Annotated in this window: 6 protein-coding genes; 3 read left to right on the top strand and 3 right to left on the bottom strand. The window is 67.2% G+C overall.

The genetic code is table 11. The annotated features are described in order from the left end of the window. Positions 1 to 186 precede the first annotated feature (186 nt). Complete coding sequence (locus GEV02_RS29615) at positions 187 to 10,104, bottom strand: beta strand repeat-containing protein (RefSeq protein WP_152841411.1); 9,918 nt, start codon at positions 10,102 to 10,104, stop codon at positions 187 to 189. 209 nt (positions 10,105 to 10,313) lie between these two features. On the opposite strand from GEV02_RS29615, the gene nudC reads away from it, so the two are divergent. From nudC to GEV02_RS29600, 3 genes are all read left to right on the top strand, one after another. After that, positions 10,314 to 11,132 carry an NAD(+) diphosphatase gene (nudC, locus tag GEV02_RS29610; protein ID WP_152841441.1) on the top strand — a complete coding sequence of 273 codons (819 nt, stop codon included), beginning with the start codon at positions 10,314 to 10,316 and terminating at the stop codon, positions 11,130 to 11,132. A 61-nt stretch (positions 11,133 to 11,193) separates the two neighbouring features. Beyond that, positions 11,194 to 11,760 (top strand): GTP cyclohydrolase I FolE, encoded by a 567-nt coding sequence (gene folE, locus GEV02_RS29605; RefSeq protein WP_008453206.1) that lies wholly within the window; start codon positions 11,194 to 11,196, stop codon positions 11,758 to 11,760. Between the two features lie 5 nt (positions 11,761 to 11,765). Beyond that, positions 11,766 to 13,055 carry a thioredoxin family protein gene (locus GEV02_RS29600; RefSeq protein WP_152841410.1) on the top strand — a complete coding sequence of 430 codons (1,290 nt, stop codon included), beginning with the start codon at positions 11,766 to 11,768 and terminating at the stop codon, positions 13,053 to 13,055. Between the two features lie 18 nt (positions 13,056 to 13,073). On the opposite strand, the gene GEV02_RS29595 is transcribed toward GEV02_RS29600, so the two are convergent. Together GEV02_RS29595 and GEV02_RS29590 are read right to left on the bottom strand one after the other, a co-directional pair. Continuing rightward, complete coding sequence (locus GEV02_RS29595; RefSeq protein WP_152841409.1) at positions 13,074 to 13,937, bottom strand: REP-associated tyrosine transposase; 864 nt, start codon at positions 13,935 to 13,937, stop codon at positions 13,074 to 13,076. 139 nt (positions 13,938 to 14,076) lie between these two features. Next, positions 14,077 to 15,741, bottom strand: coding sequence for a M20/M25/M40 family metallo-hydrolase (locus tag GEV02_RS29590; RefSeq protein ID WP_152841408.1), 1,665 nt, complete (start codon positions 15,739 to 15,741; stop codon positions 14,077 to 14,079). Positions 15,742 to 15,752 lie beyond the last annotated feature (11 nt).

The raw sequence follows: 15,752 nt of genomic DNA, 5'->3' as shown, positions 1-15,752 counted from the left end.
GCACTATCATACCTTTTTGTCGCAGGGTAAGGGGCAACTTTTGGCACAGGAGCAAGACTGTAAAACCCCACCTGCTCAACAGATAGGCAAGCGCCGCGTCGCTCCCGCGCAGGCGGGAGACCATGCTGAGCCTCCGAAGCTGGCTCAGCATGGGTTCCCGCTTGCGCGGGAACGACGGTTTCCGGATTAGCGGTTGGGAACGCTGAACCAGGTGCCGGCGTTGCGCGCGGCATCTTCGTGCTGGTTGCTCAGCGCCGCGGCGGCGCCTTGCAGCGCCTGGCGGCTGCGGTAGTGCTGCATGGCGTCGGCCAGTGCTTGTGCATTGGCATCGCTTGTTGCCGCATCGCTCGGCTTGGTCAGCGCCGCCTGTGGCGCGGGCGCCGCAGCGGCCGCGCTGGCATACGTCGCCATCGCGTTGCTCAGGCCGCTCACCTGTTGCTGCAGCGTGGCCGCGGCCGTGGTCGCGGTCTTCTGCGCCAGGAACCAGACGTCGGCGCTGGCGTGGGTGCTGCCGTCGGTGCCGGTATAGCTCGACGTCATGCCGATGGCGTTGCCGTTCTGTAGCGTCAGCGTGTGCTTGGCGTCGGTGCCGATCGCGGCGATGCCCAGCTGACCCAGCGTCTTCAGCTCGTCCGCCTGGCTGACGCCGTCGGAGTTGGCGTCCACCCAGACCCGCAGCGCGCCAAAGGCGCTGTCGGCGCTGGTGATCTGGCCGTCGCCGTTGCTGTCGAGCGACTTCAGCGCGGCGTAGCCGTCGGCGGCCGTGCGACCAGTGGTCGCACTACCGTCCGCCAGGGTGGTGGCGCTGCCGAACAGTTCGCCGCCGTCGTTGATGACGCCGTCGCCGTTGCGGTCCAGGGCCAGCAAGCCGTCGTGGGCGTCGACCCAGCCGGTGTTGACTTTCTTGCCTTCGGCGCGGATGTCGAACTGCACGCCGGCCGCGATGCCCAGCGTTTGCACGCCGTTGCCATCCAGGTCCAGCACCAGCGGCGTGGCGTAGTTGCTCGACGAAGCGTTCAGCGCCATGGTCTGCGTGACCGACATCGCGCCGATCTGGCCGCCGGTGAAGGCGTTGGCCTGGGTGACGCTGAGCGCGGCCAGGCCGGCCGTGGTCAGCGATGGCACCTGGCCGGCCGTGAACGCGGCGATCTGGTCGGTGGTGAAGACGATCAGCTGGCTGGTTTTCAGGCCGGCCACTTGCGCATTGGTCAGGCCGGCGATCTGCGTGGTCGACAGGTAGCCGATCTGCGTCGCCGTCAGCGAACCGAGCTGGCTGGTGGTCCAGGCGCCCAGTTGCGTGGTGGTGAAGGCGTTGATCTGGTCGATGGTCAGCGCGGCGATCTGGGCGTTTTTCAGCGCCGCCATCTGCGTGGTGGTCAGCGCCGCGGCCTGCGTGCCGGTCAGCGAGTTGAGCTGGGTGCTGGTCAGCGTCTGGATCTGCGAAGCGGTCACGGCTTGCAGCTGGTCGGTGCTGAACGCGGCGATCTGGTCCACCGTCAGCGCGGTGATCTGGCTGAGCTTGATGCTGGCGACTTGCGCCGTGGTCAGCGCCTGGATCTGCGTGTTCGACAGCGCGGCCAGTTGCGTGGTGTTCAGGTAGCCGATCTGCGCGGTGCGCAGCGCGGCGATCTGGCTGGTGCTCAGCGCGAACATCTGGTCGGCCGTCATCGCGCCCAGCTGCAGGCTGGTCAGCGCCTGGATCTGCGCGGTGTTCAGGCCGGCCAACTGGCTGACATCGAGGCTGGACACCTGCAGCGTGCCCAGCGCGGCCACGTCGGCCGTCTGCAAGGCGCCGATCTGGTTGGTCGACAGCGCGACGATGGCGTTGATGCTCAGCGAGGCCGCTTGCGCGGTGCTCAGCGCGGCGATCTGGTCGGTGCTGAGGACGTTCACCTGCGGCACGTCGATGGCGGCGATCTGCGCGGTTTTCAGGCCGCGGATCTGCGCCGTCGTCAGTGCGACGGTCTGGTCGGTGGACAGGCCGGTGAACTGGCTGGCGGTCAGCGCGGCCAGGTCTTGCGTGTCCAGCGCGGCCACTTGCGCGGTGCTCAGCGCGGCCAGCTGGTCGGCGGTCAGCGTCGGCATCTGCGCGGTGGACAGGCCGGTGATCTGGGCCGTCTGCAAGGCGGCGATCTGGTCGGTGGACAGGCTGCTGGCCTGGGCGGTGGTCAGCGCGGCGAGCTGCGCGGTTTTCAGCGCGCGGATCTGGTCGCTGGTCAGGGCCAGCAGGTTGTTGATGGTCAGGCCGTAGGCCAGTTGCGCCGTGCTGAGCGCGGCGATGTGGTCGGTGTCGAGCGCCGCCACCTGGTTGATCTGCAAGCCGTTGGCCAGCTGGGCGGTGCTGAAGGCGGCCAATTGCGTCAGGCTCAGCGCGTTGAGCTGGGCGCTGCCCAGGAAGGCGATCTGGGACGTGCCGAGCGCGGCGATCTGGCGCGTGCTCATGGCGTTCACGTCCACGGTTTCCAGCGCGATGATCTGGTCGGTGGTGAGCGCCGCGACTTGCTGCGTGCTCAGCGTCGAGACTTGCGCGGTGCTCAGCGCGACGATCTGGTCGGTCGTCAGCGCCTGCACCTGGCTGGTGGCCAGCGCGACGGTCTGCGCGGTGCGCAGCGCGGCGATCTGGTCGGTGGTCAGCGCGGCGATGCTGTCGCTGCCCAGGCCGTAGGCCAGCTGCGCCGTGCCCAGCGCCGTGATGTGGGCGCTGTCCAGCGCGGCCAGCTGGGTCGTGCTGAGGCCGTTGCTGAGTTGGCTGGTGGTCAGCGCCACCAGTTCGGCCGTGGTCAGCGCGTTCAACTGGTCGCTGCCCAATACGGCGATCTGGTCGCTGCGCAGCGCCACCATCTGGCGCGTGGTGAAGGATGACAGGTCGGCCGTTTCCAGCGCGGCGATCTGGGCCGTGGTGAGCGCGGCCACCTGGCGCGTCGCCAGCGACGTCGCTTGCGCCGTGGTCAGCGCGACGATCTGGTCGGTGCTCAGGCCGCCGGCGACCTGGTCGGTCGTCAGCGCCGCGACCTGGCTGGTGCTCAGTGAGGCGAACTGATCGGTCAGCAGGGCCAGCAACTGGTCGCTGCCCAGCGTGCTCACTTGCGCGGTGCTCAGCGCGGCCAGGTCGGCCGTTTCCAGCGCGCCGACCTGGCTGCTGGTCAGCGCGGTCAATTGCACGCTGCTCAGCGAGCGGACTTGCGCGGTGCTCAAGGCGACGATCTGGTCGGTGCCCAGCGTGGCGAACTGCGCGGCCAGCAGGTGGCTGATGGCGCTGGTGCCCAGCACGGCGAACTGGTCGGTGCTGAACGCGGCCAGCTGGGCGGTGCTCAGCGACGGCGCTTGCAGCGAGGTCAGCGCGGCGACCTGCGCGGTGCTCAGCTGGCTGAATTGCGCGGCCGTCAGCGAGGCCAGCATCTGCGTGGTCAGGCCGGTGAAGGCGTTGGTCGACAGCGCGTTCAACTGGTCGCTGGTCAGCGCGGCGAACTGGGCCGTGCTGAACGCGGCCAGCTGGTTGCTGCGCAGCGCCACGAAGTCCATGGTGCTGAGGGCAACGATCTGGTTGGTGCTGAGCGCGGTGATCTGCGCGGTGCTCAGCGTGCCGACCTGGGCGGTGCCCAGCACGGTGATGTGGTCGGTGCTCAGCGCGGCGATCTGGCCGTTGTTCAGGCCGACGATCTGGGCGGTGGTCAGGGCGCTGACCAGGCCGGTGGTCAGCGCGGCGATGTTGGCGCTGCCGATGGCGGCGATCTGCGACGATTTCAGCGCGACGAAGTCGGCCGTTTCCAGCGCATCGAGCTGGTCGCTGCTGAGGGCGGCCACTTGCGCGGTGCTCAGCGAGGCCGCCTGCATGCTGCTCAGGGCCACGATCTGGTCGGTGGTGATGGCGCCGAACTGGGCGGCGTTGAGCGCGCCGATCTGCGTGCTCGACAGCGTGGCGAAGTTGTCGGTGCTGATGGCGGCGATCTGGTTGCTGCCCAGCGCGCCGAGCTGGCGGGTCGCCAGGTTGTCGACTTGCAGCGTGGTCAGCGCGGCGATCTGCGCGGTGGTCAGCGAGGCGGCCTGGGCCGAGGTCAGCGCGTCCATCTGCGCCGTGGTCAGGTTTTGCAGCTGGTCCATCGTCAGCGAGATCAGCTGGTTGGTGCTGAGCGCCTGCACTTGCGCGGTCTTCAGCGCCTGCAGGTCGTCGGTGGTGATGGATTGCAACTGGTCGGTCGACAGCGCCAGCAGCTGGTTGCTGCTCAGCGCGGCCACCTGCAGCGTGGTCAGCGCGCTGATGTGGGCCAGGTCCAGCTGGCTGATCTGCAAGGTGCCCAGCGCCAGGATCTGGTTGGACAGCAGCGCGGCCAGGTCTTCCAGTTCCATCGTGGCCAGCTGGTCGGAGCTGAGGGCGGCCAGTTGCGCCGTGCCCAGTTGCGCGTATTGCTGCGTGGTCAGCTGCGCGATCTGCGTGGTGCTCAGCGCGCGGAATTGCGCCGTGGTCAGCGCGTTGAGCTGGGCCGAGCCCAGGCTCTGCAGCTGGTCGACGATCAGCGCGTTGAGCTGGTCGCTGCCGAGGGCGGCGATCTGCGCGGCCTTCAGCGCGCCCAGGTCGTCGGTGTTCAAGGCCTGGATCTGTGCCGAGCTCAGCGCCAGCAGCTGGTTGGTGGTCAGCGCCTGCGCCTGCGCGGTGGTCAGCGCGGCGATGCGGTCGGCCGCCAGCGCCTGCACCTGGCTGGTGCCGAGGGCGGCGATCTGCGCGGTCTTCAGCGCGGCCAGGTCTTCGGTTTCAATCGCGCCCAATTGCTGCGTGCTCAGCGCGGCCACCTGGGCCGTGCCCAGGCCCTGGAATTGCTGCGTGGTCAGCGCGACGATCTGGTCCGTGCTCAGCGACTGGATCTGGGCGCTGCCGAAGGCGTTCAACTGGGCCGCGCCCAGGCTCTGCAGCTGGGCCAGCGCCAGCGCGGCGATCTGGTCGCTGCTGAGGGCGGCGATCTGCGCGGTCTTCAGCGCGGCGAGTTCATCGCTGCTCAGCGCCTGCACCTGGTCGGTGGTCAGCGCCGCGATCTGGCCAGTGGTCAGGCCGGCCGCCTGGGCCGTGGTCAGCGCCTGCACCTGGTCGGTGGTCAGCTGGGTGATCTGCAGCGTGCGCAGCGCGGCGATCTGCGCGGTTTTCATCGCGGCCAGGTCTTGCAATTCCAGCGCGCGCAGCTGGTCGCTGCTCAGCACGGAAAGGTCGGCGGTGCTGACGCTGGCGATCTGGCGCGTGGTCAGCGCGACGATCTGGTTGGTGGTGAAGGCGGCAATCTGGTCGGTGGTCAGGCCGGCGATCTGGTTCAGCGTCAGCGCCTGGATCTGGTCGGTGCTCAGGTTGCTCAGCGCACCCAGCGCGGCCAGCTGGGCGGCGCTCAGCGCGGCGAAGTCGGCCGTGCCCAGCGCGCCGATCTGGTCGGACGACAGCGAGGACAGCTGGGCGGTGGTCATCGAGCCGACCTGGTTGCTGGTCAGCGCCATGATCTGGTCGGTGCTCAGCAGCGTGATCTGCGCGGTGCGCAGGGCGTTGATCTGCACCGTCTTCAGCGCGGCGATTTCATCGGTGTTGAGCGCGGCCAGCTGGCCGGCGGTCAGGCTGGCGACCTGGCCGGTGGCCAGCGCCGCCACTTGCGCCGTGGTCAGCGCGGTGATCTGTGCAGTCTGCAAGCCCTGGAATTGCGCGGTGCTCAGCGAGGCCAGCTGGGCCGCCGTCATCGCTTGCAGCTGGTCGGTGCTGATGGCGTCGAGCTGGTCGGTGCTCAGCGATTGCAGCTGCGCGGTGCGCAGCGCGGCCAGGTCTTGGGTTTCCAGCGCGCGCACCTGGTCGGTGGCCAGCGCCGTCAATTGCTGCGAAGTCAGCGACGCCACTTGGGCGGCGCTCAGGCCGGCGATCTGGTCGCTGCTCAGCAGGACGAACTGGGCGGTGCTCAGCGCGGCGACCTGCTGCGTCTTGAAGGCGGCCAGGTCTTGCGTTTCCAGCGCGGCCAGCTGGGTGGCGCTCAGCGCGCGCACCTGGGCGGTGCCGAGGTTGGCGGCCTGCTGCGTGCTCAGCGCGACGATCTGGTCGGTGGTCAGCGCCTGGAACTGGGCGCTGCTCAGGGCCGCCAATTGCGCGATGCTCAGGGCGCGGAACTGGTCGCTGCCCAGCGCGTCGAGCTGGTCGGTGCTGAGGGCCAGGATTTGCGCGGTGCGCAGCGCGGCGATGTCGGCGCTGGAGAACGCCTGCAATTGCGCGGTGCCGAGCGCGGCCAGCTGGCGCGTGCTCAGGCTGGACACTTGCGTGGTGGTCAGCGCGGTGATCTGGGCGGTGGTCAGGCTGGCGATGACGTCGGTGCCCAGCGCGGCGAACTGCGCCGTTTTCAGCGCGGCGAAGTCCTGGCTTTCCATGGCGTTCAACTGGTCGCTGCTGAGGGCGGCGACTTGCTGCGTGCCCAGGTTGCTGACCTGCAGGGTGGTCAGCGCGACGATCTGGTCGCTGTTCAGCGTGGCGATCTGCGCCGTTTTGAGCGCGGCGATCTGCACGGTTCTCATCAGCGACAAGCCTTGCGTGCCGAGCGCGACCAGCTGGTCGCTGCTCAGCATGGCCACTTGCGCGGTCACCAGGCTGCTGACCTGGACGGTGCTCAGGTTGGCGATCTGCGCGGTGGACAGCGCGGCCAGCTGGCTGCTGGCCAGCGCGGCCAGCTGGGCCGTGGTCAGCGCTTGCAGCTGGGTGCTGGTCAGCGCGTTCAGGTGGTCGGTGCTCAGGCCGGCGATCTGCGCGGTGCGCAGCGCGGCCAGGTCGCGGGTTTCCATCGCCACGATCTGGCCGGTGCTCAGCGACTGCAGCTGGCGCGTGCTCAGGCTGGCGAACTGCGCGCTGGTCAGCGCGACGATCTGGTCGGTGCTCAGCAGGCTGACCTGGCCGGTGCCGAGGGCGGCCAGTTGCGCGGTCTTCAGCGCGGCCAGGTCTTCGGTTTCGATGGCCAGCAGCTGGTCGCTGGACAGCGCCGCCAGTTGCTGGCTGCCCAGGTTGCTGGCCTGGGCGGTGGTCAGCGCGACGATCTGGTCGGTGCTGAGCGCGGCCAGCTGCTTGCTGCTCAGGGCGGCCAGCTGCTGGGTCTTCATCGCTTGCAGTTGCGCGGTGGTGATGGCGGCCACGGCGGACGTGCCGAGCGCCAGCACTTGCTGCGTCTTCAGCGCCGACAGGTCGGCCGTTTCCAGCGCGACGATCTGGTCGGTGGACAGCTGGGCGATCTGCTGGGTCGCCAGCGCGCCCGCTTGCAGCGAGGTCAGCGCGACGATCTGGTCGGTGGTGACGGCGGCCAGCTGGTTTGAACCCAGCGCGTTGAGCTGGGTCGATTTCAGCGACGCCCAGTCGGTGGTGGTCAGCACGGCCACTTGTTCGGTCAGCAGGGCGCCGATCTGGGCGGTGGTGAAGGCGTTCACTTGCGCGGTGTTCAGTGCGCCCAGCTGGGCCGAGTTGAGCACGCGGATCTGGTCGGACGTCAGCTGGACGATCTGCGAAGTTTTCAGCGCGGCCACCTGGCCGATGGTCAGCGTGGCGATGGCCTTGGTGCCCAGGCCCAGCAGCTGGCTGGTCTGCAGCGCGGCGAAATCCTGGGTCTCCATCGCGTTGAGCTGGTCGCTGCTCAGGGCGCCCAGTTGCGCCGGCGTCAGCGCGCCGGCCTGGGCGGTGGTCAGGGCGACGATCAGGTCGGTGCTCAGCGAGGCCACCTGGGCCGAGGTCAGGGCGACGATTTGCGCGGTTTTCAGCGCGGCGAAGTCGGCTGTTTCCAGCGCGTTCAGCTGGTTGGACGACAGCGCGGCGATTTCACGCGTGCTCAGCGTGGCGGCCTGCGCGGTGGTCAGCGCGACGATCTGGTCGGTGGTCAGCGCGGCGACCTGGGCCGTGGTGAAGTTGCTCAGCTGGACGCTGGACAGCGCGGCGAACTGCGCCGTGGTCAGCGCGGCGACGGCGCTGGTGTTCAGCGCGGCGGCCTGCTGCGATTTCAGCGCGACCAGGTCCTGGGTTTCCATCGCGGCGATCTGGTCGGTGCTCAGCGCGGCGATCAGCTGGGTGGCCAGCGCAGCCACTTGCAGCGAGCTCAGGCCGACGATCTGGTCGGTGCCCAGCGCGGAGAACTGGGCGGTGCTCAGCGCCGCCAGCTGCGCGGTCTTCAGCGCGGCGAGGTCGCGGGTTTCCAGCGCGGCGACCTGGCTGCTGCTCAGGGCGGCGACCTGGCGCGTGGTCAGCGAGGTGGCTTGGCCGGTGGTCAGCGCGACGATCTGGTTGCTGTCGAGGGCGACGATCTGCTGGGTGCTCAGCGCGGCCAGCTGGGCCGTGGTCAGCGCGGCGATCTGGTCGGTGGTGAGGCTGCGGACGTTGCTGGTGCTCAGGCCGCCCAGCTGCTGGCTGCGCAAGGCGGCCAGGTCTTGCGTGCTCATCGCGTTCAACTGGTCGCTGGACAGCGCCGACAGTTGCAGCGAGCTCAGGGCGTTGGCTTGCGCGGTTTTCAGCGCGACGATCTGGTCGGTGCTGAGGGCGGCGATCTGGCTGGTGCCCATGGCGGCCAGCTGCTGGGTTTTGAGCGAGGCCAGGTTGGCGGTGCTGAACGCGGTCAGCTGCGTGGTCGACAGCGCGGCCACTTGTTGCGAGGCCAGGCCGGCCACTTGTGCGGTGTTCAGTGCGGCGATCTGGTCGGTGCCCAGCGCGGCCAGTTGCGTGGTCTTCAGCGCGCCCATTTGCAGCGAGGTCAGCGCGGCGATCTGGTCGGTGCCGAGCGCGGCGATGCCGCCGGTGGCCAGGGCGGCGATCTGCTGGGTGCGCAGCGCGGCCAGGTCTTGCGTTTCCATCGCGGTCAGCAGCGTGGTGCTCAGCGCCGCCAGCTGTTGCGTGGCGAGGCCGGCCGCTTGCGCGGTGGTCAGGCCGGCCAGCTGGGCCGTGCCCAGCGCGTTGATCTGGGCGGTGGTGAAGGCGGCCACCTGGGCCGTCTTCATCGCGGCCAGGTCGCGGGTTTCAATCGCGGCCACCTGGTCGGAGGTCAGCACGATGACTTGCTGCGTGCCCAGCGCGGCCACTTGCGCGGTGGTCAGCGCGACGATCTGGTCGGTGGACAGGCCGCGCAGCTGGCTGCTGCGCATCGCGGCGATCTGGGCCGTGGTCAATGCGGCGATCTGGTCGGTGCTGAGCACGGCGGTGGTGGCGGTGCTCAGCGCGTTCAACTGCTGGCTCTTGAGCGCGGCGAAGTCCTGGGTTTCCATCGCGGCCAGCTGGGTGCTGGACATCTGGCCCAGTTGCAGCGTGGTCAGCGCGGCGGTCTGCGCGGTGGTCAGCGCGACGATCTGGTCGGTGCTGAGGGCGGCGAACTGCTTGGTGGTCAGCGCGGCGATCTGCGCGGTCTTCAGCGCGGCGAAGCCGTCGGTGCCCAGCGCGGCCAGCTGGTCGGTGCCGAGGGCGCTGATCTGCAGGGTCGACAGGTTGCTGCTTTGCGCGGTGCGCAGCGCGGCCATCTGCGCCGTGGTCAGCGCGCCCAGCTGGCTGGTGGCCAGCGCGTTCAATTGCTGCGTGCTGAGCGCGGCGATGTCGTCGGTGTCGATCGCGGCCAGCTGGTTGCTGCTCAGCGCGGCGATCTGGCGGGTTTGCAGCGAGGCGGCCTGGCTGCTGCTCAGCGAGACGATCTGGTCGGTGGTCAGCGAGCGCAATTGCGCGGTGCTCAGCGCCACCAGCTGGCTGCTGCGCAGCGCGGCGATGTCGTCGGTGCCGACGATGGACAATTGCTGGGTGCCGAGCGCGGCCACCTGCACGGTCGCCAGCGAGGCGAACTGGTCGGTGGTGAGGCCGTGGACCAGCTGGTTGGTGCTCAGGCTGACGATCTGGCCCGTGGTCAGCGCGGCGATCTGTTTGGTGGTGAAGCCATAACCGAGCTGCTGCGTGTTGAGCGCTTGCAGGTTCTGGGTGGACAGGGCTCGTAACTGGCTGGTGCCAAAAGCGGCGAGCTGCGTGGTGCTCCATGCGGTCATTTGCAAAGTCGAGAGCAGCACGATATCCGCAGTCGTCAGAAAAGCGATCTGACTGGTCTGCAGGCTGGCGATTTGGTCGGTGTTTAAACCAGGTACGATAGATGGCATGTTAAGTATTCTCCTTACGGAAATATATAGTACCGCCAAACGAACTCATACGGAGAGTACAGCGGCAAAAGTAGTTTAAATCTTGGTCTGAAAACAATGACTTAGCGCGCTTTTTGTCATCCCCGTGTCATCAATTGCAGCGGCCTAAAATAATCATTTAGGAAACACTGTAAGATCATGTTTTGCGATCCAACCAGAGCTTCCCCGCCATGCTGCTGACTCCCGCCACATTTACCCCGCTGATCCGTCCGCAAAATCATGACCATCCGCTAACTTTCGTGTTCCATCGCGGAGAGTTGCTTTTGCGCAACGAAATTCTGGGCTTGCCCGACGCGCAGGCGCTCGCCGCGCTCAATTTGCCGCCGGAGCGCTTCCATGCGCTGGGCGAGTGGGAGGGCCGCTACTACCAGCTGGCGTGGGTCGAGCAGCCCGATGTGCCGGGGCCGGAGTACGGCTATCACGGCCTGCGCTCGCTGTTCGGCCTGGTCGACGAAGGCTTCGCGGCGCTGGCCGGGCGCGCCTATCAGCTGGCCGAATGGGCGCGCACGCACCGCTACTGCGGCGTGTGCGCGACGCCGATGCGGCAGCTGGAGGGCGAGCGCTGCTACCAGTGTCCGAACTGCGGCATGAGCGCCTATCCGCGCATCTCGCCGGCCATGATGGTGTTGATACGCAAGGGCGAGCAAGTGCTGCTGGCCATGCACGCCAACGCGCCGTACAAGCGCTACACGGCGCTGGCCGGTTTCCTGGAGGCCGGCGAGTCGATCGAGGAGGCGGTGCACCGCGAGGTGTACGAGGAGGTCGGGCTGCGGGTGCACAACCTGAAATACTTCGGCAGCCAGTCGTGGCCGTTCCCGCATTCGCTGATGATCGCCTACACGGCCGAGTATCTGGACGGCGACATCCGCGTCGATCCGAGCGAAATCGCCGACGCCCGCTGGTTCGGGCCGGGCGACGAGTGGCCGGACATGACCACCACGGTGTCGATCGCGGCCGAGCTGCTGAAGACCTACCGGCCGCGGGCCTAGCGGGTGCGGTGCCGCGGATTTCTATATACTGTCGGCAATCGTAAAAAAAAGGTGTTTCATCATGTCTCAAAAAGAATTCTCGGAAGGCGACTGGCGTCGCCTGATCGCCAGTTTCGGTGAAGATCCCGACCGCCCGGGCCTGGTGGAAACGCCGGCCCGCGTCACCAAGGCATGGAAACACTGGACTTCCGGCTACGGCCAGGACCCGGTCGAGCTGCTGAAAGCCTTCGAAGACGGCGCCGAGCAGTACAACGAACTGATCGTGGTGCGCGGCATCCCGGTCTACAGCCATTGCGAACACCACCTGGCGCCGTTCTTCGGCAAGGCCACTGTCGGCTACGTCCCGAACGGCAAGATCGTCGGCCTGTCCAAGCTGACCCGCCTGGTGGACTGCTTCGCCAAGCGCCTGCAGGTGCAGGAACGCATGACCATGCAGATCGCCAACGCGCTGATGGAAGTGCTGGAGCCGAAAGCGGTCGGCGTGGTGGTCAAGTGCCGCCACCTGTGCATGGAAAGCCGCGGCATCCGCACGCCGGGCGAAGAAACCGTCACCTCGGCCATGCTCGGCGAGCTGCAGCCCAATCTGGCGATGCGCACCGAGTTCCTGGCCCTGGCGCGCGAGAACTAGGCGGCATGGCGGCGATCGCATGGCAGCACGGCGGCCTCGACGCCGCTTTCGCACTGGCGGCCCAGCAGCAGCGGCCGCTGTTCCTGTACTGGGGCGCGGTCTGGTGCCCGCCCTGCAACCGCGTCAAATCCGACATCTTCGCGCGCGACGAGTTCGTGCAGCGCTCGGCGGCGGCGGTGTGCTACCACCTCGACGGCGACAGCGCCGGCGCGCAAGGCCTGGCCGCGCGCCATGGCCTGCGCAGCTATCCGACGCTGGTGCTGTACGCGCCGGACGGCAGCGAAATCACGCGCCTGCCGTGCGAGCTGGACGGTGAGCTGTTCGTGGCCGCCTTCGACACGGCGCTGGCCGTGCATGCGGCCGGCTCGTCGGCTGCGGCGGCGCTGGCGGCTGCCTTGTCCGGTGAGCGCAAGCTCAGCGCCGGCGAGTGGTCGCTGCTGAGCCATTATTCCTGGGATACCGACGAAGGCCGCCTGCTGGGTACGCGCGCGCTGGCGCCGACGCTGCTGGCGCTGGTGCATGCCTGCGATGACGCCGACGCATCGGTGCGCCTGCAACTGCACGCGCAGCTGGCCACGGCCGGCAAGGATATCGATGCGGCGGCCAACGCCGCCTTGCTGCTGAAGGTGTTTGGCGATGCGCGTCTGGCGCGCTCCAACATGGACATCCTCGGCAACAGCGGCATCAACCTGATCAAGTACGCCACGCGCCGCGAAGAATTGGTGGCGGCGCTGGGCGGCGCGGCCGCGCAATGGGCCGACGATTTCTGGCTCAGCGCACCGGATCGCTTGACGGCGGTGCGTCTGCAAATGCGCCTGGGCCGCCTGCTGGCGCCGACGCAAGGCTTGCAGGAACTCGTGAAACTGCGGGTGGAAGAGGCCCTGGCCGCATCGACCGATCCGTATGAACGTCACACGCTGGTCAACACGGCGGTGAGCGCGCTGAACGACGCGGGCTTGTCGGCGCAGGCCGAGCAGGTGCTGCTGGCAGAACTGCCGCGTTCGCATGCACCGTACTACTTCATGTTGAGCCTGGCATCCAGCGCCAAGCGGCGCGGCGATGCGGCAGCTGTGCTGGACTGGTACGGCAAAGCGTGGCAAGCGGCGTCAGGCCCGGCGACGCGCCTGCAATGGGGCGCCACTTATCTGAGCAGCCTGCTGGAACTGGCGCCGCAAGACAGCGCCCGCATCGAGCAAGCCCGGCAGGGCCTGCGCGCCGACATCGAAATCGCCGGCGCCGACGCCCACCAACAGCGCAACCTGGCCCAGCTACAAAAACTCCGGGGTCAAGTCTGACATTTGGACACGAGCTCATCACTCGTGTCGATCATCGGTGAGTTCAGTTTGTTCCAATGCGGCGACGGCGCGGCTCACCGTCTTCAATGACACGCCGAAATGCGCGGCGATTTGCTGCATCGAAAACGCGGTGGAGCGATAGGCTTCTGCCATGGCGACCTGGCGTCGCGCGAATGTCAGTGCGTATTCCTCAAGCGTCATCGCCAGCGCGCGGCGTTGCACCCTCGCGATTTCCACCGACTTGGCTTCCTTCGCAGATTCTCTGTGCCGTGCGATGAACGTCGCATCCCCCAAAATGCATCGGAAGCTGAGGTTCTTCAGCGGGCTGTCCGAACGCATGCCTGCCATGACGAACTGTTGATAGGCTACCCGCGCCGCCATCGGGTCCGGGCCGAAGCAGGCCAGCAGCCATTCTGTCGCCATCCAGCCTGGAGCAGGCGTTTCGCCGGTCATGGCGCGGTAGCTGCTCCACTCCCAATCCCCGGGAGCTTCCACGATGCCGCCGCGCACGGGATTCAAGACGATGTAGCGTGCCAGCTCGCGCAGGTAGGTCTCTTTCTGAACCAGGATGGCGTGGTAACGGCCCTGCATCACGTGGCCGACCAGTTCATGGCGGCGATTGAAATACTGCGAGTACGCGCTATTCAATTGACGCATGCCCTGCCCAAGATTGCCTTCGGGCGTCTCGATGAGTATGTGATAGTGGTTCGTCATCTGGCAAAACGCGTGGACGACGAAATGAAAACGGCGGCAGACGCGCTCGATTTCCATGAGCCAGGTCAGGCGATCCGTGCGATCGCGAAAGACAGGTTCACGTCGATTGCCGCGGCAAGTGACGTGATAGAGTGCTCCGGGAAATTCGAGTCTGAGAGGGCGGGCCATCTCCGCAATGTAGCGGGTGCGCCATGGCGCGGCGCTGACGCAACGCAGAAGTCGTCGCAGTCTCAGCCGCGCGTAGCTGCCTTTGTTGCTCAGCTACGGCAGAGTTCGTGTCCAAATGTCAGACTTGACCCCAGCCGTTTTAGCGCTTGAATTCGGCGTTGTCTTTCCACTGCGGGCGGTCCTTGCCCTGGGCGGTCTGGTAGCCGGCTTTGAACAGCAGTTCGATGTCTTCCACCGCGCCGCTGGTGTCCCACTTGGCTTGCACGGTGTCGTTGACGGTGTGGTACTGGTGGGCGCTGTAGTTCAGCAGTTTCTCACGGCCGTAGCCGGCCGCCTTGCCGATGAAGTTGGAACTGCTGCGCAGATACACCACCGGCACGCCGCCACGCGCAAACTCGAACTGGTCGCCACGGTAGAAGCTGCCATAGTCGGCGTTGCTGTCCGGCCGCACGCTCCGTCCCTGGCTGCGCGCGATGCCGGCGACGATGTCGTCGGCGCTGGATTTGCCCATGCCGCTCAGCTCGACATCGCGGGTGCGGCCCCACATGTTCAAGCCGTCGACGTTGATGTTCAGTAGCGTCTTGCTCAAGGGGTAGAGCGGATTGCGCGCATAGAATTGCGCGCCCAGCAGGCCGCGTTCTTCGGCCGTGGTCAGCACGAACACGATGGTGCGCTTGGGCGCGACCGGCAAGGCCTTGTAGGCGCGCGCGATTTCCAGCAGCGCGGCGACGCCGGTGGCGTTGTCCATCGCGCCGTGGAAGATCTGCTGCGTACGCGGTCCCGGCAGGCTTTCGTCGACGCCGAAATGGTCCCAGTGCGCGGTGTAGACGATCACTTCATTCTTCAGCAGCGGATCGGAACCCGGTATCTTGGCCACCACGTTGTGCGAGGCGACTTCGCGCCAGGCATTGAGCGCGGTGACGTTGAGCTTGACGCCCAGCGGCACCGGATGGAAGTTGCGTTGCAGCGCCTGCTGCTTGAGCGCGTCGAAATCCTGGCCGGCCGCCTTGAACAGCTCGCGCGCGCGGTCGCCCTGCAGCCAGCCGGGGATGGCCGGGAAGGCCGGGTCCGGCGTCTTGCTCTTGATGGCGAAATTCTCGCGGCCCCAGCTGTTGCGCACCACTTCGTACGGATAGGTGGCCGGCTTGGTCTCGTGCACGATCAGCGCGCCGGCCGCGCCCAGCTTGGCCGCCATCTCGAACTTGTAGTTCCAGCGGCCGTAACGGGTGATCGCATTGCCGCCGAACATGGCCGGGTCCAGCTGCTTGGGGCGCTTGGGATCGGCCACCTGCGGGTCGTTGATCAGCATGACCAGCGTCTTGCCCTTGAGGTCGACGCCCTTGTAGTCGTCCCACTGGAATTCCGGCGCCTGCACGCCGTAGCCGACAAACACCAGCTCCGAATTGACGACCTCGACTTTTTTCTCGGTGCGCGCGGTCCAAGCGACGTAATCGTCGCCGAAGGTCAGCTGCTTGACCTGGCCGTCCTTGACGTAGCTCAGTGTCGGATGGCTGGAGATGGCCACCAGCGGCACCGCCTGCAAATAGGTGCCGTCCGGGTTGCCCGGTTCCAGCCCCAGTTTCTTGAACTGCTGCTGCAGGTAGTCGAGGGTGACGGTTTCGCCGCGCGTGCCCGGCGCCCGGCCTTCGAACTCGTCGGAGGCCAGCATGGTGATGTGCTCCAGCAGACGTTCTCCGTCGATGTTGGCCATCGCTGCCTCGGCCGGCTTGCCGGTCTTGGGTGGGGCGGCGTGGACATGGCCGCTGCTTAACGCCAGCAGCGCCATCGACAGTAAGAATTTCATGTGGAAATGAT

The organism is Rugamonas aquatica (assembly GCF_009380215.1).
GTDB lineage: Bacteria > Pseudomonadota > Gammaproteobacteria > Burkholderiales > Burkholderiaceae_D > Rugamonas > Rugamonas aquatica_B.
The sequence above is the reverse complement of the archived record's forward strand: the minus strand, read 5'-3'. Positions and strand labels throughout refer to the sequence as shown.